This window comes from Paracoccus zeaxanthinifaciens ATCC 21588, from assembly GCF_000420145.1.
GTDB lineage: Bacteria > Pseudomonadota > Alphaproteobacteria > Rhodobacterales > Rhodobacteraceae > Paracoccus > Paracoccus zeaxanthinifaciens.
Genome location: NZ_ATUJ01000004.1, coordinates 151,943 through 170,087 on the forward strand (window position 1 = coordinate 151,943; position 18,145 = coordinate 170,087).

The window sequence follows — 18,145 nt, forward strand, 5'->3', positions numbered from 1 at the left end:
CGCCGAAGGTAGGAGATGGGAATCCATGAAAATCATCGTATTGGGCGGAGACGGTTTTTGCGGCTGGCCCACCGCACTGCATCTTTCGGCCCGTGGCCACGATATCGTGATCGTCGACAACCTGTCGCGCCGCAAGATCGACATCGAGCTGGAGGTGACCTCGCTGACGCCGATCAGGCCGCTTGGCGAACGCATCCGCGCATGGGCCGAGATCTCGGGGCGGGACATCCGCGCGGTCGATCTGACGGTCGGGCAGGATTACGACCGCCTGCTGGACCTGATCCGGTCCGAGCGTCCCGACGCGATCATCCATTTCGCCGAACAGCGCGCCGCGCCCTATTCGATGAAATCCAGCCGACACAAGCGCTACACCGTCAGCAACAACCTGAATGCGACGAACGACGTGCTGGCGGCCATCGTGGAATCGGGCCAGGACATCCACCTGCTGCATCTTGGCACGATGGGGGTCTATGGATACGGCACCGCGGGCATGAAGATCCCCGAGGGGTATCTGGACGTGACCGTGGACACCGCGAACGGGCCCCATCGGCAGCAGATCCTGTATCCGGCGAATCCAGGCAGCATCTATCACATGACCAAGACGCAGGATCAGTTGTTCTTCTTCTACTACAACAAGAATGACGGGCTGCGGATCACCGACCTGCACCAGGGCATCGTCTGGGGCACCCAGACCGAGGAGACGGCACGGGACGAGCGGCTGATCAACCGCTTCGACTACGACGGCGATTACGGGACCGTGCTGAACCGCTTCCTGATGCAGGCGGCGATCGGCCATCCGATGACGGTGCACGGGACGGGCGGGCAGACGCGCGCCTTCATCCACATCCAGGATACATGCCGCTGCATCGAACTGGCGCTGATGAACCCGCCCGCCGCGGGCGAGCGCGTGCGCATCCTGAACCAGATGACCGAGACGCACCGCGTCCGCGACCTGGCCCAGATGATCGCCGCCCGGACGGGCACGCAGATCGCCTTCCAGGAAAACCCCCGCAACGAGGCCGACGAGAACGACCTGCATGTCGCCAATGACGGCTTCCTCGGGCTGGGCCTGCAACCGATCAAGCTGGAGGACGGGCTGCTGGCCGAGGTCCGCGACATCGCCAGCCGCTATGCCGATCGCTGCGACCGGACCAAGATCCCCTGCCTGTCGCTGTGGCGGCCCCGCACGGCGGCGGAATGACGGATCGGGCCGGGGAAACCCGGCCCTTTCCACGGGTGCCCGACGGTTACTGGACCTTGGCCCAGGTCTGGCTCTTGCAGATCAGGCCGCCCGCGACGCAGCCCGACAGGCTCATCCGGTCGCCCGACACGACCGCCTTGCCGTTATAGACCTTGTCGTTGGCCGGTCGCCACACGCGGCCCTCATAGGCGCCGCCGCCCTTCGCCGCCATGTCGATGACGATCTGGCGGCCAAGGTTCGGCGACTGGTATTCCGCGCCGTCCTTGAAGGTGCGGCTGATCGTGCCGCAGAACGCGCCGCCGCAGGGCGCGATGGTGACATGGGCGAAGGCCCCCTCGTCCGGCTGTGTCTGCCAGATCCCCTCGATCGGGTCGGCCGCAGCCGCCCCCGCCGCCAGCGCGAAGCCTGCGGCCAGAATGAAATGACGCATGATCCCTCCTCCCTGTAAGGATGGCCCAGATTGCGTCCCGGCACGGGTGGCTGGCAAGCATAACGTAGGGTCCGCCACTTGCCCCAAGGGGCCTGTCATGCCAAAGGGATGCGACCCCGATCCAAGGCCCGGAGCTTGCAGATGATCCTCTATCCCGCCATCGACCTCAAGGACGGCAATTGCGTGCGCCTGCTGCGCGGCGACATGGAGGCTGCGACCGTCTTCGGGACCGACCCGGCGGCACAGGCCCGCGCCTTCCAGGATGCCGGTGCGCAGTGGCTGCACCTGGTCGACCTGAACGGCGCCTTCGCGGGCCGTCCGGTCAATGCCGAGGCGGTCGAGGCGATCCTGGCACGCACCGACATTCCCGCCCAGCTGGGCGGCGGCATCCGCGACATGGCCACGATCGAGGCGTGGATCTCTCGCGGGCTGTCCCGCGTCATCCTGGGCACCGTAGCGGTCGAGAACCCCGCCCTCGTGCGCGAGGCCGCTGCCGCCTTCCCCGGCAAGATCGCGGTCGGCATCGATGCGCGCGCGGGTCGCGTGGCCACCCGCGGCTGGGCGACCGAGACCGACGTCATGGCGACCGATCTTGCCCGCCAGTTCGAGGATGCGGGCGTGGCGGCCATCATCTATACCGATATCGACCGCGACGGCGCGATGGGCGGCCCGAACATCGCCGCGACCGAGGCGCTGGCCCGCGCCGTGGACATCCCGGTCATCGCATCGGGTGGCGTGTCCTCGCTGGAGGACCTGCATGCGCTGAAGGCGACCGGCGTCATCTCGGGGGCGATCTCGGGGCGCGCGCTCTATGACGGGGCGCTGGACCTGGGCCAGGCGCTGGCCGCGCTGGCCTGATCCCCAAGGAAAGGTTGAAGCGATGCTGAAGACCCGCATCATCCCCTGCCTGGACGTGGCCGACGGTCGCGTGGTCAAGGGCGTGAACTTCGTAGACCTGCGCGACGCCGGCGATCCGGTCGAGGCCGCGCGCGCCTATGACGCCGCCGGCGCCGACGAGATCTGCTTCCTCGACATCCATGCCACGCACGAGAACCGCGGCACGATGTTCGACCTTGTGACGCGCACCGCCGAACAGTGCTTCGTGCCGCTGACGGTCGGCGGCGGCGTGCGGACCTCGGACGATGTGCGCGCGCTGCTGCTGGCGGGGGCCGACAAGGTCAGCTTCAACAGCGCCGCCGTGGCCGATCCCGACGTGGTGGCCCGCGCGGCGGACCGCTTCGGCAGCCAGTGCATCGTCACCGCCATCGACGCCAAGACCGTGGCGGATGGCCGGTGGGAGATCTTCACCCATGGCGGCCGCAAGTCCACCGGCATCGACGCCGTGGAATTCGCCCGCCTCGTCGAATCGAAGGGCGCGGGAGAGATCCTGCTGACCTCGATGGATCGCGACGGCACGCGATCGGGCTTCAACATCGGTCTGACCCGCGCCATCGCGGACGCGGTGAACATCCCGGTCATCGCATCGGGCGGCGTCGGCACGCTGGACCACCTGGTCGAGGGCGTGACCGAAGGCCATGCAAGCGCCGTGCTTGCGGCCTCCATCTTCCATTTCGGCACCCATACCATCGCCGAGGCCAAGGAATACATGGCCGCCGCCGGCATCCCCATGAGGCTGACATGACCGCCATCGAACGCCTTGCCGCCACCATCGAATCCCGCAAGGGCGCGGATCCCGATGGCAGCTGGACCGCCAAGCTGCTGGCCAAGGGCCCCGAGAAATGCGCCGAGAAGTTCGGCGAGGAGGCCGTCGAGGCGATCATCGAGGCCGTGAAGGGCGATCGCGCGCGCCTTGCCTCCGAGGCGGCGGACGTCCTCTATCATCTGATGGTGATGCTGGCGGCGCGTGATGTTACGCTGGCGGATGTCGAAGACGAACTTGCCCGGCGCGAAGGCGTTTCGGGCATTGCCGAGAAGGCATCTCGGGGGCAATAGGCCCGTTCGAAACGCAGAACCCTTCCCCTTGGGCAATGCAAGGGGCTATAAGCGCCGCAATCGCCGCCAAGGTGCGGCATCGAAAAACATGGCAGAGGACGGCATGACCAACGATTCCAAGCACGGCAAGCACCACGAAGGCGACGTGGCCTTCATCCAGTCGCTGGCCGAACTGCTGAACGCAAGCGAACTGAGCGAAATTCAGGTCGAACGGGAATATGGCGAACATGACCGGCTGACGGTCAGCCTGGCCAAGCAGGGCCAGCAGGTCGTCTATGCCGCAGGCGCACCGGCCGCGGCCCCCGCACCTGCCGCGGCACCCGCGCCCGCAGCGGCACCGGCCGCAGCCCCCGCCGCGAACGAGGATCCGGCCAGCCTTCCGGGCGCCGTGACCTCGCCCATGGTCGGCACCGCCTACCTGGCCGCCGAGCCGGGCGCCGCGCCCTTCGTCCAGATCGGTCAGACCGTCGCCGAAGGCGAGACGCTGATGATCGTCGAGGCGATGAAGACCATGAACCACATCCCCTCGCCGCGCGCGGGCACGGTCAAGCGCATCCTGGTCGATGACGGCGCACCGGTCGAATTCGGCGCCCCCCTGATGGTCGTCGAGTAAGGGCAGCCCATGTTCGACAAGATCCTCATCGCCAACCGGGGCGAGATCGCGCTGCGCGTGATCCGCGCCTGCCGCGAGATGGGCATCGCCAGCGTCGCGGTCCATTCGACCGCCGACGCGGATGCGATGCATGTCCGCATGGCAGACGAATCCGTCTGCATCGGCCCTGCCCCCTCGGGGCAGAGCTACCTGTCGATGCCCGCGCTGATCTCGGCCTGCGAGATCACCGGCGCGCAGGCCATCCATCCGGGCTATGGCTTCCTTTCGGAAAATGCCGGCTTCGTGCAGATGGTCGAGGACCACGACCTGACCTTCATCGGTCCGCGTGCGGAACATATCCGCATCATGGGTGACAAGATCACCGCCAAGGACACGATGAAGAAGCTGGGCGTGCCCTGCGTTCCGGGCAGCGAAGGCGGCGTGAACGACGTCGACGATGCCAAGCGCGTCGCGGGCCAGATCGGCTATCCCGTCATCATCAAGGCGACGGCGGGCGGCGGTGGTCGCGGCATGAAGGTCGCCAAGGACGAGGCGGGCCTCGAGGTCGCGTTCCGCACCGCGCGGGCCGAGGCGAAGGCCGCCTTCGGCAATCCCGACGTCTATATCGAGAAGTACCTGCAGAAGCCGCGCCACATCGAGATCCAGGTCTTCGGTGACGGCAAGGGCCGCGCGGTCCACCTGGGCGAACGCGACTGCTCGTTGCAGCGTCGCCACCAGAAGGTGCTGGAAGAGGCGCCCGGCCCCGCGATCAGCCCCGAGGAACGCGCGCGCATCGGCAAGATCTGCGCCGACGCCGTGGCCGAGATCGGCTATGCCGGCGCGGGCACGATCGAGTTCCTCTACGAGGATGGCGAGTTCTACTTCATCGAGATGAACACGCGCCTTCAGGTGGAACATCCTGTGACCGAGGCGATCTTCGGCGTGGACCTCGTGCGCCAGCAGATCCTGGTCGCAGCCGGCCACGAGATGGAGTTCCGCCAGGAGGACCTGACCATCGCCGGCCATTCGATCGAGGTTCGGATCAACGCCGAGAAGGTGCCGACCTTCTCGCCCTGCCCCGGCAAGATCACCCAGTACCACGCCCCCGGCGGCCTTGGCGTGCGGATGGATTCCGCGCTCTATCAGGGCTATTCGATCCCGCCCTATTACGACAGCCTGATCGGCAAGCTGATCGTGCATGGTCGCGACCGGACCGAGGCCCTGGCCCGACTGGAACGCGCACTGGGCGAGCTGATCGTGGACGGTGTGGACACGACCGTCCCGCTGTTCCGCGCGCTTCTGGAAGAGCCCGACATCCAGTCCGGCAACTACTCCATCCACTGGCTCGAGCGGTGGCTGGAGAAGAACTTCGCCTGAGGGCTGGGTGCTGACGCCCGCGCAATTGCTGAACGGCTATGCGCGCGGCGTCTTTCCCATGGCCGAAAGCGCGGATGACGACCAGCTGTGGTGGTTCGACCCGCCCATGCGGGGCGTGCTGCCCGTCGGTGGCATCCGGGGATCACGCTCGCTTCGGCGCGAATTGCGCCGGGGCGGGTGGTCCGGACATTTCGGCGATTTCGCACACGTCGTTCGCGCCTGTGCCGACCGCGAAACCACCTGGATCAACGAGCCGCTGTTCCGGCTGTACCTGCAACTGAACGCGATGGGCCACGCCCACGCGATCGAGGTGCGACAGGACGGCGAATTCGCAGGCGGCATCTTCGGGGTGACGCTCGGGCGGGCCTTCTTCGGGGAATCCATGATGTCGGCGCGCAGGAACGGGTCGAAGATGGCGCTTCTGTGGACCTCGTCGCATCTTGCACGCTGCGGCTTCAGCCTGTTCGACACGCAGTTCCTGACCCCGCATCTGGAACGCATGGGCGGGTCCGAAATTCCGCGGGCCGTCTACCGTCGCCAACTGGCGACCGCGCTGTCAGGCAATGCGGAATTCGGCGCGGCGGATCTGCCCGACGCCGATCAGCTCTGGCAGGAAATCACCCAGACGTCATAGCGCGCATCGTCCAGCGCCGACAGCGCCGGAGAGCTGGCGATCATCCACCCGCTGAAGACGGTCGCGTTCTGGCGCAGGTCCGTGACGATCAGCTGGGCATAGGCGTCCGAGCTGGGATCGGCCGCGGGATAGCGGCATTCGCCGAGCCGCACCTCGAGCCTGCCATAGCGAACCGCCTCGCCCACCGACAGGCGCAGATCGGTCGTGCGGCCCGACACCTTGTCCAGCCCCCGAAGCAAGGCACCCTCGGCGCGCGCGACCTCCTGGGCGGCGGCGGGGCTGGCAAGCAGAAGCGACAGGATGGCGGCGCGGATCATTCTTCCCCTCCCTCCGAGGCTTGGCTGTCGACGAATTTCAGCATCAGCTGCAGAAGGCTCACGGCGCCCTGCACGTCCTCGATCTCGTCGCCGGGCGCAAGGTTCTCCAGGCTGCCGCCCGGCTGGATCTGGATATAAGCGCCGCCCAGCAACCCGTCGGACTGGATTATCGCGGCACTGTCAGCGGGCAGGACGATCCCCTCGGGGATGCGCAGCACCGCGTCGGCCATGTAGGTCTGCGGATCCAACTGCACCTTGGACACCTTGCCGATCGGGACGCCCGCCATGCGGATCTCGGTGCCCACGGACACGCCATCCACATCGGGGAAGGATGCCGTGACCTCGTATCCACCCTGCGAGAAACGCCCCTGCGCGGCCCATCCGAGGAAACCGGCGGCCACCGCGATCACGACGGCACCCGCGATCAGCTCGGCCCGTGCCGTTCCTGCGTCGCTTGCCGCGGTCATCTTATTCGGGCTGCCAGGCTTCGTAATCGCTGCGCTTCGCCGGTTCCGCACGATAGAGCGAACCCGCGGGCACATAGGCATCGTCGGTCCCGGTCAGGTTGGGCAGGTGCGGCTTTTCCCACGCCTTGTGCAGCAGCGGAACCTCGGTCGGGGCCTCGTTCCAGGTGTGGTGCAGCCAACCATGCCATTCGGGATCGATGCGGCTGGCCTCGGCCTCGCCGGAATAGATCACCCAACGGCGCTTGCCGTCCTTGTTCTGATAGAAGACGTTGCCCTGCGCATCCTCGCCGACCTTGGTGCCGTTGCGCCAGGTCCAGAACTGGGTGTTGACGGTCTGGCTGTTCCACCAGGTCAGAGCGCGAAGCAGAAAGGACATGTCGGGAACCCTCGAACGGTTTTTCGATGATATGCCCCAGTTTCGGGCCGGGGTCCAGATCCCCGCATGTCGCGGGGATCCGGGCCGCGACGGGTCAGCCCGCCGTCGCGCTTTCCTTCTTCTGATCCGTGTGGATCAGCAGCGGCTTCACGGTGCTGTGCGCGACCGCATCCTCGTTCACCACGACCTCCTGCACACTGTCCATGCCGGGCAGTTCGAACATGGTGTCCAGCAGGATCTCCTCCATGATCGAGCGCAGGCCGCGCGCGCCGGTCTTGCGTTCGATCGCGCGCTTGGCGATCGCCTGCAGCGCGTCCTCGGTAAAGGTCAGCTGCACGCCTTCCAAGTCGAACAGGCGCTGGTACTGCTTGACCAGCGCGTTCTTCGGCTTGGTCAGGATGATGATCAGCGCTTCCTCGTCCAGGTCGGTCAGGGTGGCGATGACCGGCAGACGGCCGACGAATTCCGGGATCAGGCCGAATTTCAGCAGATCCTCGGGCTCCAGCTCCTTGAAGGTCTCGCCCACGCCCTGGTCGGTGTTTTCCTTGACCGAGGCGCCGAAGCCCATCGCGGTGCCCTTGTTGCGCTGCTGGATGATGCGATCCAGACCGGCGAATGCGCCGCCGCAGATGAACAGGATGTTCGTCGTGTCCACCTGCAGGAATTCCTGCTGCGGATGCTTGCGGCCACCTTGCGGCGGAACGCTTGCGACGGTCCCTTCCATGATCTTCAGCAGCGCCTGCTGAACACCCTCGCCCGACACGTCGCGCGTGATCGAGGGGTTGTCGGACTTGCGCGTGATCTTGTCGACCTCGTCGATATAGACGATGCCGCGCTGCGCGCGTTCGACGTTGTATTCGCTGGCCTGAAGCAGCTTCAGGATGATGTTCTCGACATCCTCGCCGACATAGCCGGCCTCGGTCAGGGTCGTCGCATCGGCCATCGTGAAGGGAACGTCCAGGATGCGCGCCAGCGTCTGCGCCAGCAGCGTCTTGCCGCAGCCCGTCGGGCCGATCAGCAGGATGTTCGACTTCGCAAGCTCGATATCGCCCTTCGCACCATGGTTCAGGCGCTTGTAGTGGTTGTGCACGGCCACCGACAGGACGCGCTTGGCGTGCTCCTGCCCGATGACGTAATCATCCAGAACGCCGCAGATCTCGCGCGGGGTGGGAACGCCCTCGCCGGACTTGAGGCCGGTCGATTTCGTCTCCTCGCGGATGATGTCCATGCACAGCTCGACGCATTCGTCGCAGATGAACACCGTCGGACCCGCAATCAGCTTGCGGACCTCGTGCTGGCTCTTGCCGCAAAAGCTGCAATAGAGCGTGTTCTTGCTGTCGCTGCCGGACTGGTTCGCCATCGTCCACTTCCTTCATTGCCGCAGGCAGGTCTTGTCTGCGGGCGAAGCGCGGGACCATTCCAGCGCATCGCATTCCTTGGGCGTGGCCGGAACGCGCGAAGCGCGCATCCCGACCGGTTGCTTTCCATGTTAGGGACTGGCCGTTCCGGTCACAATCCCCACGGCGCTTATTTCTTGTCGGCCTCGGCCTTGCCGCGGGGTGCGACCACCTCGTCGATCAGGCCCCAGTCCTTCGCCTCGTCGGGCGACATGAAGCGGTCGCGCTCCAGCGCCTCCTCGACCTGTTCCAGCGTGTTGCCGGTGTGCTGGACATAGATCTCGTTCAGGCGGCGCTTCAGCTTCTCGGTCTCGCGCGCGTGGATCAGGATGTCGGTCGCCTGGCCCTGGTACCCGCCCGAGGGCTGGTGCACCATCACGCGGCTGTTCGGCAGCGAGTAGCGCAGCCCCGGTTCGCCCGCCGCCAGCAGCAGCGAGCCCATCGACGCAGCCTGCCCCACGACCAGCGTGGAGACGCGCGGGCGGATGTACTGCATCGTGTCGTAGATCGACAGGCCCGAGGTGACGACGCCACCGGGGCTGTTGATGTACATGCTGATGTCCTTCGAGGGGTTCTCGGCCTCGAGGAACAGCAGCTGCGCACAGATCAGCGTGGACATCCCGTCATGGACCGGCCCCGAGACGAAGATGATCCGTTCCTTCAGCAGGCGCGAGAAGATGTCGTAGGCCCGTTCCCCGCGCGAGGTCTGTTCGACCACCATGGGAACGAGGGTGTTCATGTAGAATTCTGCCGGATCGCTCATCTTCAGTCCTTCTTTGGTCCCTGTCCCCGCGATTCGACCGGGTGCTCGGACCCGTGTTAGACGCGATAGGTTGACAGAGTCTTAGTAACGGGCAAGGACAGCCGCAAGGGATGGAACGACATTCATGGCCCTGCCTGCCACGAAACGCGACGGAGAAATGCCTTGAAACTGATCGTGGGCCTTGGAAATCCGGGCACGAAATATGCGGCGAACCGCCACAATATCGGCTTCATGGCGCTGGACCGCATGGCCGACGACCACGGCTTGGGCCCCTGGCGCGCGCGTTTCCAGGGGCAGGTGGCCGAAGGGCGGCTGGGCACGGACAAGGCCGTCCTGCTGAAGCCCGCGACCTTCATGAACCTGTCGGGGCAATCCGTGGGCGAGGCGATGCGATACCTCAAGCTGACGCCCGACGACGTGATCGTCCTGCATGACGAACTGGACCTTGCGCCCGGCAAGTGCCGCGTGAAGACCGGCGGCGGCCATGCGGGTCATAACGGGCTGCGCTCGATCCACCAGCATATCGGTGCGGATTACCACCGTGTCAGGCTGGGCATCGGCCATCCGGGGCACAAGGACCGCGTGGCGGGCTATGTCCTGGCCGATTTCGCCAAGGCCGAGCAGGATTGGCTGGACGACCTGATGCGCGGCGTCTCGGACGGGGCACCGTCGCTGGTGGCGGGCGATTGGGGGCGGTTCCAGAACGCGGTCGCGAACCGCACCGCGCCTGCGCGCAACAGCGGCACCGCCGCGCCCGCCAAGGTCGCGAAACCCGAAGCGAAGCCCGAACCGAAGCCGCAGCCGGAACCCGAACAGCCCGCCAGCTTCACCGACCGGCTGCGCGCCCTGTCGGACCGCTTCAAGTGAGCGTGGCTGTCAGGGACGCCTTTCGCGACCAGGCACGGTCCTGCCGGGATCTGGGCTCTCCGCTGACCGCCGATATCTGCGAGACGCTGGCCGATGCGCTGCAGGACGGCCCCATCGCGCGGCGGGTGCTGGGCTGGCAGGGCGATGCCACCAGCCGCGGGGATTCCGTGCCGCTGCGCCTGTGCGGTGCGCTGCATGCGCTGGTCCTGACGGGCCGCGATCCGGCGCTGGCCAGTGCCTATACCGCGCGGAACGTCGGTGCGGACCTGCTGCTGGCTGCCATCGACGCGCATCGGGATTTCGTCCTGGACTGGCTGGACAGCCCGCCCCAGACGAACGAGGTCGCACGCTCGGCCGTGCTGATCGGCGCGGCGCGCTTCCTGTCGACGCAATGCGACCTGCCGCTGTCGCTGCTGGAGCTTGGCGCCTCGGCGGGGCTGAACCTGAACTTCGACCGCTATCACCTGTTCACGGGGTCGGGCGTCGTGCTGACGCCGGAATGGCGGGGCGATGTGCCGCAGGGCAGCTTCGCGGTGGCGGAGCGCTGCGGGGTCGATCTGAACCCGCTGGATGCCCGCGCGGACGGCCTGCGGCTGATGGCCTATTGCTGGGCGGATCAGGAGGCGCGGCTGGCACGGCTGCGCGCGGCGCTGGACCTGGCGCGGACCCATCCGGCGCGGGTCGATGCGGGGGATGCGGGGGCGTGGCTGCGCGACCGGCTGGCCCTGCCCCAGCCGGGACGCCTGCGGCTGGTGTTCCACACCGTCGCCGCGCAGTATTTCCCGCCCGCAACGGCCACGATGGTCGCGCAGGCGCTGGAACACAGCCCTGCCGACGCGGCATCCCCGCTGGCGCATTTCGGGATGGAGGCCGATGGCGGCCACGGTGCCGCGTTGACCCTGACCCTGCGCGACGGCGATACGCGGCGCTGGTCGCTTGGCCGCGCCGATTTCCACGGCCGCTGGATCGACTGGCAGCCCCGACCCTTGGCCTGACGCGCGCTTGCCCCTAGGCTGGACCCGTCAGCCATCACGGAGAAGCGCATGGAACCCTCGGTCAACGTCCTTGGCGGGGATCTGCAGCCCTGTTCGACATCGCCCCTGACGGGGTTCTATCGCAACGGCTGCTGCGATACCGGCCCCGAGGATCGGGGCAGCCACACGGTCTGCGTGATCGTGACGGCGGAATTCCTGGCCATGTCGGCCTATCTGGGCAACGACCTGTCGACACCGCGACCCGAGTTCAACTTCGCGGGGCTGAAGCCCGGCGACCGCTGGTGCCTGTGCGCGGCGCGCTTCCTGCAGGCGGCACAGGAATACGCCGCACCCCGCGTGGTGCTGGAGGCGACGCATCTGAAGGCGCTGGAGGTCGTGCCGCTGGACCTGCTGCAGCGGCACGCCGTCGGGGCCGACGATCAGGCCTGAATATCGACGCCCAAGTGCTTGGCGACGGTGAAGATGTCCTTGTCGCCGCGCCCGCACATGTTCATGACGATCAGGTGGTCGGCAGGCAGCGTCGGTGCGATCTTGATGACATGGGCCAGCGCGTGGCTGGGCTCCAGCGCGGGGATGATGCCTTCCTGCGCACAGCACAGCTGGAACGCCTCCAGCGCCTCCTTGTCGGTGATGCTGACATATTGCGCGCGGCCCACGTCCTTCAGCCAGGCATGTTCAGGCCCGATGCCCGGATAATCCAGGCCCGCGCTGATCGAGTGCCCTTCCAGGATCTGCCCGTCATCGTCCTGCAGCAGATAGGTGCGGTTGCCATGCAGCACACCCGCGCGGCCGCCGACCAGGCTGGCGCAATGCTCCATCCGGTCGTCGACGCCCTTGCCGCCGGCCTCGACCCCGATGATGTTCACGCTGTCGTCGTCGAGGAACGGATAGAACAGCCCCATCGCGTTCGAGCCGCCACCGATGGCCGCGATGATCGTGTCGGGCAGGCGCCCCTCGCGGGCCATGATCTGCTCGCGCGCTTCCTTGCCGATAATCGACTGGAAATCGCGGACCATCGCCGGATAGGGATGCGGACCCGCCACGGTGCCGATGCAGTAGAAGGTGTCGCGCACATTCGTCACCCAGTCGCGCAGCGCGTCGTTCATCGCGTCCTTCAGCGTGCCGCGACCGCTGGTCACGGGCACGACCTCGGCGCCCAGAAGGCGCATGCGGAAGACGTTGGGCGCCTGGCGTTCGACGTCATGCGCGCCCATGTAGACGACGCATTTCAGCCCGAAGCGCGCGCAGACGGTGGCCGTCGCCACGCCGTGCTGGCCCGCTCCGGTCTCGGCGATGATGCGGGTCTTGCCCATGCGCATCGCCAGCAGGATCTGGCCCAGCACGTTGTTGATCTTGTGCGCGCCGGTGTGGTTCAGCTCGTCCCGCTTCATGTAGATCTTGGCGCCGCCCAGGTGCTGGGTCAGGCGTTCGGCGTAATACATGGGCGACGGGCGGCCGACGTAATGGGTCCACAGATCGTCCATCTGCGCCCAGAATTCCGGGTCCGTCTTGGCGCGTTCGTATTCGTCCTGCAGGTCCAGGATCAGCGGCATCAGCGTCTCGCTGACGAAGCGGCCGCCATAGATGCCGAAGCGCCCCTGTTCGTCGGGTCCGGTCTTGAAGCTGTTCAGCAGATCGTCGGCCATGGAAAGCGCCTTTGCGGTCGGATTGAAACGGTTTCGCCCCTTCTAGCCGCCTTGGCGCGCGGGGTGAAGGGTCAGGGGCGCAAAAGGCGCCCCACGCCCCGGTCAGGACGCCGCACGCACGCGCGACAGCCAGTCGGGGTCCATCTGCGGCACCGCCTCCAGCAGCCTGCGGGTGTAATCCTGCTGCGGCGCATCGAAGATGCGGTCGCGCGGGCCCTGCTCGACCACCCTTCCCTTCTGCATGATCACCACCTGATCCGCGATGGCCCGGACCGTCGCCAGGTCGTGGGTGATGAACATGTAGGTCAGGTCCAGCTCGTCCTGCAGCCGCATCAGCAGGCGCAGGATGCCGCCCGCGACCAACTGGTCCAAGGCCGAGGTCACCTCGTCGCAGATGACGAAGCGCGGCTCGGCGGCAAGGGCGCGGGCGATGCCGATGCGCTGCTTCTGCCCGCCCGACAATTCGGGGATGCGTCGGTCGAGGAACTTGTCCGGCGACAGCTCTATCAGCTCCATCAGGTCGCGGACGCGCGACTGCAGCGCCTTGCCCGTCAGGCCGCGACAGAAGCGGGCGGGCCGGGCCAGCGTCTCGCGGACGGTATGGCGGGGGTTCAGCGCGGTATCCGCCATCTGGTAGATCATCTGGACATCGTGCAGCAGGTCGCGACCCCGCGCGCGGTAATCCGCGGGCAGCGGGTCGCCCTGCCACAGCACCTGCCCAGACATGGGCGGCATCAGCCCCGCGATGACCTTGGCCAGCGTGGACTTGCCCGAACCGCTCTCGCCGACCACGGTGGTCGTGCGCCCGCGGGGCAGTTCAACCGACACGTCGTGCAGCACCTTCACGTCGCCATAGCCTGCCGAGAGGTCGCGGCATTCAAGCAGCGCGGGGCGCGGCTCGACCCGCGCGGGACGGTTCAGCGACCGCACCGACCAAAGCGATCGGGTGTAATCCTCGCGCGGGGTGGCCAGCATGTCGCGCGTGGGCTGGGTCTCGACCTCTTGCCCGTGGCGCATGACCATGATGCGGTCGGCCATTTGGCTGACGACCGCAAGGTCGTGCGTGATGTAAATCGCGGCCGCGTCGTAACGCTCGACGATGTCGCGCATCGCGCCCAGCACCTCGATCTGGGTGGTCACGTCCAGCGCGGTCGTCGGCTCGTCGAAGACGATCAGGTCGGGGCGGCAGGCCATCGCCATCCCGGTCATCGCGCGCTGCAGCTGCCCCCCCGACATCTGGTGGGGATAGCGCATCCCGATCCGGTCGGCATCGGGCAGCTGCATCTGGCGGAACAGGCGGATCGCGTCCTCCTCGGCCTCGGGGCGCGACATGACGCCGTGCAGGACCGGAGCCTCGGTCACCTGGTCGATCACCCGATGCGCGGGGTTGAAGCTGGCGGCCGCCGATTGGGCGACATAGGCCATGCGCCTGCCCAGCAGCTTGCGCAGGCGGCGCGGCGACTGGGATGTCAGCTCGGTCCCGTCGAAGGTGACGCTGCCGCCCGCGAACCGCACGCCGTCGCGCACGACGCCCATCGCTGCCAGCCCGGCCGAGCTCTTGCCCGCGCCGCTTTCCCCCACGAGGCCCACGACCTCGCCGCGCTTCAGTTGCAGGTCCAGCCCGTGCAGGATCACGGTCGGATCGGATTTCGGGCCAGCCTCCAGCCGCAGGCCGCGCATGTCCAGAAGGGTGTCCATCTTCGCCTCGCTCATGTCTTCAGGCCGCTGGCGCGGTGCAGCATCCAGTCCACGATGAAATTGATCGCCACGGTCAGCAGCGCGATCGCGCCTGCGGGGATCAGCGGGGTGATGTCCCCGAAGGTGATCAGCGTCGCGTTGTCCTTGACCATCGAGCCCCAGTCGGCGGTGGGGGGCTGGATCCCGATGCCAAGGAAGCTGAGCGCCGCGATGAACAGGAACACGAAGCAGAAGCGCAGCCCGAATTCCGCGATCAGCGTCGAGGAGATGTTGGGCAGCACCTCGCGGCGCATCAGCCAGAACGTGCCCTCGCCGCGCAGGCGGGCGGCCTCGATGAAGTCCAGCCGCACGACGTTCATCGCCGCCGCCCGCGCCAGGCGATAGACCGGCGCGACATAGATGAAGGCGATCACGGCGACCATGTTCGGGATCGACGGCCCGACGATGGCCAGCATCATCAGCGCAAGGATCAGCGGCGGGACGGCCATGATGACGTCGATGATCCGCGACAGGACCTGATCCACCCAGCCGCCGCGCAGTGCGGCGAACATGCCCAGCATGGACCCCGCCGCGAAGGCCATCGCGGTCGTCAGCAGGGCCAGCCCCACCGTGTTGCGCGCCCCGTAGATCATGCGCGACAGCATGTCCCGGCCAAGGTTGTCGGTGCCCAGGGGGTGCTCGGCGCTCCAGGGCAGGAACTGCATGCCGACGATCTCGGTCTCGGCATGGGGGGCGATCAGGGGGGCGAAGATCGCGGTCAGCATCGTCAGGGCGACGACGATCATGCCGAACCAGGCGGTGGGCGGCGCTGTCTTCAGCGTCTTCATATGCGCTCCTTTCCCTGTTTCAGCCGCGGCGCAGGCGGGGGTTGGACATGATCGACAGGATGTCGGCCAGCACGTTCAGCGTCACATAGGTCGCCGCGAAGAACAGGCCCACGGCCTGCACCACCGGCAGGTCGCGGCTGGACACGGCATCGACCAGCAACTGCCCCATCCCCGGATAGGAGAAGACGGCCTCGACCACGACGACGCCCACGATCAGATAGGCAAGGTTCAGCGCGACCACGTTGATGATGGGCGCGGCCGCATTGGGCAGCGCGTGGCGCAGGATCACCCGCCAGCGCGGAACGCCCTTCAGGCGCGCCATCTCGATATAGGGGGATGCCAGCACGTTGATGATCGCGGCCCGCGTCATGCGCATCATGTGCGCCACCACGACCAGCATCAGCGTCAGCGCCGGCAGGAAGCACCGATAGACCGCATCGCCAAGCGAGGTCGCCTCGTCGATGCGGGCCAGCGTCGGGAACCACCCAAGCCGGATCGAGAAGACGAGGATCAGCACGTAGGCCACGAAGAATTCCGGCATCGAGATCGCGCTGAGCGCGCCCACGTTCACGCCCCGGTCGAACGGGCTGTTGCGCCACATCGCGGCCAGAAGGCCCAGGGCCACCGCGACCGGCACCGCGATGATCGCGGCATAGGCGGCAAGGAACATCGTGTTCGACAGGCGCGACATCAGCAGGTCCGCCACCGGCCTGCGCGAGGCCAGCGAATTGCCCAGATCGCCCTGCGCCACCCCCGACAGCCAATCGAGATAGCGCAGATGCGCCGGCAGATCGAGGCCAAGCTCGGCCCGCCACGCGGCAAGGGTTTCGGGGGTGGCCGACTGGCCCAGGATCTGCTGGGCAAGGTCGCCCGGTTGCAGTTCGATCCCGACGAAGATCAGCGCCGAGACCGCGAAAAGGGTCAGGACACCAAGGATCAGCCGCTGCAGGATCAGCTTGGAAACATTGGACATCGCGTGTTCTCCTGGGCCGCCCCGGATGGCGGGGCGGCGGGATGCGCTTCGTGGGCGTGCGGGGACGGCCTCAGGCCATCCACCACCGTTCGATGAAGCGGACGCTGTCCAGGTCCCACATCTCGGATATCCGCTCGGGCATGCGGATCTTCGTGCTCATGGCCGAGACATACTGCCCGAATGCCGGGATGAGCGAGCCGTTGTCCTGCTGGCACAGGCCCTGCATCTCGGCATACATCTCGGTGCGCAGGCCCTGGTCCAGCTCGGACCGGGCGGCGACCAGCAGCTCGTTGAAGCGGGGGTTCTCCCAGTGGGTATCGTTCCAGTCGGCCCCGGCGGCATAGCCTGCGCTGAACATCAGGTCCGGCGTCGGACGCCCGCCCCAATAGCTGCAGCAGAACGGGCTCTTCAGCCAGACATTCGACCAGTAGCCGTCATCGGGCTGGCGATCGACGGTGATGTTGATGTTCGCGGCCCGCGCGGCCTCGGCGAACAGGACCGACGCGTCCACCGCGCCGTTGAACGCCGCGTCCGAGGTCTGGAGCGTGATGTCCAGCCCGTCCAGCCCCGCCTTGGACAGGAAATGCTTCGCCTTGTCCGGGTCATAGGCGTGCTGTTCCAGATCCGGGTTGTAGAACGGCATGGAGCTGGCGATCGGGTGATCGTTGCCGACCGTGCCATAGCCCAGCAGGATCTTGTCCACGATGGCCTGCCGGTCGATGGCGTATTTCACCGCCATACGGACATTCGCGTCGTCGAAGGGCGCGGCCTTCGTGTTCATCGGCATGGTATAGTGCAGCGTGCCGTTCTGGGTGTGCACGCGCAGGTTCGGGTTGCGCGCCATCAGCGGCAGGGTCTTGAGGTCGGGGCGGTCGATCAGGTCCACCTCGCCGGTGACCAGCGCATTCATCCGCGCGGCCGGATCGCCGACCTTCAGCAGGACCACGCGGTCGAAATGGGCGCGCCCCTCCTTCCAGTAGTCGTCGCGGCGGCGCAGGTCGGCGCGGACGCCCGGCTCGAAGTTCTCGATCACATAGCCGCCGGTGCCGATCATGCTGTCGGCGTCGATGCGGCCGTCCATGTCCTTGCGGATGGTCAGGTGATAATCGTTCAGGATCAGCGGGAAATCGGCGCTGCCCGAGGTCAGGTCGAACACGACCGTGCTGTCGCCATCGGCGCGGATGTCCGCGATCTGGCTCAGCAGGCTCTTGACGCCGGACTTGGACGCGTCGCCCATGTGGTGGCGGATGGACGAGATGACATCGACCGCGCGCAGCTTCATCCCGTCCGAGAAGGTCGCGTCGTCACGCAGGCGGAAGGTCCAGCTGGCGGCATCGGCGTCAGGCTCCCAGCTTTCGGCCAGGCTGGGCTGAGCGGTGCCGTCCGGCCCGATCTCGACCAGGGTCGAGAATACGGCATAGCTGATCGCGAACATGAAGTCGTTGGAATAGGTCGCCGGGTCCATCGAATCCGAGCTTTCGCCCTGGGTATAGCCGACGCGCAGCGTGCCGCCCTTCTTCGGCGTGTGGTCCTGTGCCATGGCGGGCATGCCCATCCCCAGCACCAGCCCGCCCGCGGCGGCCCCGGCCATGAAGCCGCGGCGCGAAGTTGCCCAATTCGTCGATGTCATCT

General features: G+C 66.9%; 21 protein-coding genes. 10 read left to right on the forward strand and 11 right to left on the reverse strand.

The window, feature by feature from the left end:
- Nucleotides 1-25 precede the first annotated feature (25 nt).
- The gene (locus tag F804_RS0105605) at nucleotides 26-1,201 is read left to right on the forward strand and encodes an NAD-dependent epimerase/dehydratase family protein (RefSeq protein WP_022706771.1); all 1,176 of its coding nucleotides are present in this window, start codon (nucleotides 26-28) and stop codon (nucleotides 1,199-1,201) included.
- 46 nt (nucleotides 1,202-1,247) lie between these two features.
- Here F804_RS0105605 and F804_RS0105610 read toward each other — a convergent pair whose 3' ends face one another.
- Nucleotides 1,248-1,631: a DUF2147 domain-containing protein gene (locus tag F804_RS0105610; protein WP_022706772.1), complete on the reverse strand. Its 384-nt coding sequence runs from the start codon at nucleotides 1,629-1,631 to the stop codon at nucleotides 1,248-1,250.
- A gap of 141 nt (nucleotides 1,632-1,772) precedes the next feature.
- On the opposite strand from F804_RS0105610, the gene hisA reads away from it, so the two are divergent.
- The 6 genes from hisA to aat all read left to right on the forward strand — a co-directional run bounded on the left by hisA (nucleotide 1,773) and on the right by aat (nucleotide 6,187).
- Nucleotides 1,773-2,489 carry a 1-(5-phosphoribosyl)-5-[(5-phosphoribosylamino)methylideneamino]imidazole-4-carboxamide isomerase gene (hisA, locus tag F804_RS0105615; RefSeq protein ID WP_022706773.1) on the forward strand — a complete coding sequence of 239 codons (717 nt, stop codon included), beginning with the start codon at nucleotides 1,773-1,775 and terminating at the stop codon, nucleotides 2,487-2,489.
- A gap of 22 nt (nucleotides 2,490-2,511) precedes the next feature.
- The gene (gene hisF / locus F804_RS0105620; protein WP_022706774.1) at nucleotides 2,512-3,273 is read left to right on the forward strand and encodes an imidazole glycerol phosphate synthase subunit HisF; all 762 of its coding nucleotides are present in this window, start codon (nucleotides 2,512-2,514) and stop codon (nucleotides 3,271-3,273) included.
- Nucleotides 3,270-3,584 carry a phosphoribosyl-ATP diphosphatase gene (locus F804_RS0105625; protein ID WP_022706775.1) on the forward strand — a complete coding sequence of 105 codons (315 nt, stop codon included), beginning with the start codon at nucleotides 3,270-3,272 and terminating at the stop codon, nucleotides 3,582-3,584. The genes hisF and F804_RS0105625 overlap by 4 nt, the downstream gene beginning before the upstream one ends.
- A 103-nt stretch (nucleotides 3,585-3,687) precedes the next feature.
- Entirely contained in the window at nucleotides 3,688-4,197 is a 510-nt protein-coding gene (gene accB / locus F804_RS0105630; RefSeq protein WP_022706776.1) for an acetyl-CoA carboxylase biotin carboxyl carrier protein, read from the forward strand.
- Between the two features lie 9 nt (nucleotides 4,198-4,206).
- Nucleotides 4,207-5,553, forward strand: coding sequence for an acetyl-CoA carboxylase biotin carboxylase subunit (accC, locus tag F804_RS0105635; protein WP_022706777.1), 1,347 nt, complete (start codon nucleotides 4,207-4,209; stop codon nucleotides 5,551-5,553).
- A gap of 7 nt (nucleotides 5,554-5,560) precedes the next feature.
- Entirely contained in the window at nucleotides 5,561-6,187 is a 627-nt protein-coding gene (aat, locus tag F804_RS0105640; RefSeq protein ID WP_022706778.1) for a leucyl/phenylalanyl-tRNA--protein transferase, read from the forward strand.
- Here aat and F804_RS0105645 read toward each other — a convergent pair.
- The 5 genes from F804_RS0105645 to F804_RS0105665 form a co-directional block, all read right to left on the reverse strand.
- Nucleotides 6,154-6,504: a DUF2155 domain-containing protein gene (locus F804_RS0105645; protein WP_022706779.1), complete on the reverse strand. Its 351-nt coding sequence runs from the start codon at nucleotides 6,502-6,504 to the stop codon at nucleotides 6,154-6,156. The two genes, aat and F804_RS0105645, sit on opposite strands and share 34 nt — an antisense overlap.
- Nucleotides 6,501-6,971 (reverse strand): outer membrane lipid asymmetry maintenance protein MlaD, encoded by a 471-nt coding sequence (gene mlaD, locus F804_RS0105650; RefSeq protein ID WP_022706780.1) that lies wholly within the window; start codon nucleotides 6,969-6,971, stop codon nucleotides 6,501-6,503. The genes F804_RS0105645 and mlaD overlap by 4 nt, the downstream gene beginning before the upstream one ends.
- 1 nt (nucleotide 6,972) lies before the next feature.
- Entirely contained in the window at nucleotides 6,973-7,347 is a 375-nt protein-coding gene (locus tag F804_RS0105655) for an NADH:ubiquinone oxidoreductase subunit NDUFA12 (protein ID WP_022706781.1), read from the reverse strand.
- A gap of 94 nt (nucleotides 7,348-7,441) precedes the next feature.
- Complete coding sequence (gene clpX / locus F804_RS0105660; protein WP_022706782.1) at nucleotides 7,442-8,707, reverse strand: ATP-dependent Clp protease ATP-binding subunit ClpX; 1,266 nt, start codon at nucleotides 8,705-8,707, stop codon at nucleotides 7,442-7,444.
- Between the two features lie 167 nt (nucleotides 8,708-8,874).
- Nucleotides 8,875-9,507: an ATP-dependent Clp protease proteolytic subunit gene (locus F804_RS0105665; protein ID WP_022706783.1), complete on the reverse strand. Its 633-nt coding sequence runs from the start codon at nucleotides 9,505-9,507 to the stop codon at nucleotides 8,875-8,877.
- A gap of 162 nt (nucleotides 9,508-9,669) precedes the next feature.
- Between F804_RS0105665 and pth the strand changes: the two genes are divergently transcribed.
- The 3 genes from pth to F804_RS0105680 are packed head-to-tail and all read left to right on the forward strand — an operon-like array spanning nucleotide 9,670 to nucleotide 11,798.
- Nucleotides 9,670-10,374, forward strand: a complete 705-nt coding sequence (gene pth, locus F804_RS0105670) for an aminoacyl-tRNA hydrolase (RefSeq protein ID WP_022706784.1) — start codon at nucleotides 9,670-9,672, stop codon at nucleotides 10,372-10,374.
- Nucleotides 10,375-10,376: 2 nt separating this feature from the next.
- Nucleotides 10,377-11,369, forward strand: a complete 993-nt coding sequence (locus F804_RS0105675; RefSeq protein ID WP_028725659.1) for a DUF2332 domain-containing protein — start codon at nucleotides 10,377-10,379, stop codon at nucleotides 11,367-11,369.
- Nucleotides 11,370-11,417: 48 nt separating this feature from the next.
- Entirely contained in the window at nucleotides 11,418-11,798 is a 381-nt protein-coding gene (locus F804_RS0105680; protein WP_022706786.1) for a DUF2237 family protein, read from the forward strand.
- Here F804_RS0105680 and trpB read toward each other — a convergent pair.
- The 5 genes from trpB to F804_RS0105705 form a co-directional block, all read right to left on the reverse strand.
- Nucleotides 11,789-13,015, reverse strand: a complete 1,227-nt coding sequence (gene trpB / locus F804_RS0105685) for a tryptophan synthase subunit beta (RefSeq protein ID WP_022706787.1) — start codon at nucleotides 13,013-13,015, stop codon at nucleotides 11,789-11,791. The two genes, F804_RS0105680 and trpB, sit on opposite strands and share 10 nt — an antisense overlap.
- A 102-nt stretch (nucleotides 13,016-13,117) precedes the next feature.
- Nucleotides 13,118-14,728, reverse strand: coding sequence for an ABC transporter ATP-binding protein (locus F804_RS0105690; RefSeq protein ID WP_022706788.1), 1,611 nt, complete (start codon nucleotides 14,726-14,728; stop codon nucleotides 13,118-13,120).
- The gene (locus F804_RS0105695) at nucleotides 14,725-15,540 is read right to left on the reverse strand and encodes an ABC transporter permease (RefSeq protein WP_022706789.1); all 816 of its coding nucleotides are present in this window, start codon (nucleotides 15,538-15,540) and stop codon (nucleotides 14,725-14,727) included. Before F804_RS0105695 ends, F804_RS0105690 begins: the two co-directional genes overlap by 4 nt.
- A 19-nt stretch (nucleotides 15,541-15,559) precedes the next feature.
- Nucleotides 15,560-16,513: an ABC transporter permease gene (locus F804_RS0105700; RefSeq protein WP_022706790.1), complete on the reverse strand. Its 954-nt coding sequence runs from the start codon at nucleotides 16,511-16,513 to the stop codon at nucleotides 15,560-15,562.
- A gap of 70 nt (nucleotides 16,514-16,583) precedes the next feature.
- Complete coding sequence (locus tag F804_RS0105705) at nucleotides 16,584-18,143, reverse strand: ABC transporter substrate-binding protein (protein WP_022706791.1); 1,560 nt, start codon at nucleotides 18,141-18,143, stop codon at nucleotides 16,584-16,586.
- Nucleotides 18,144-18,145: the final 2 nt, after the last annotated feature.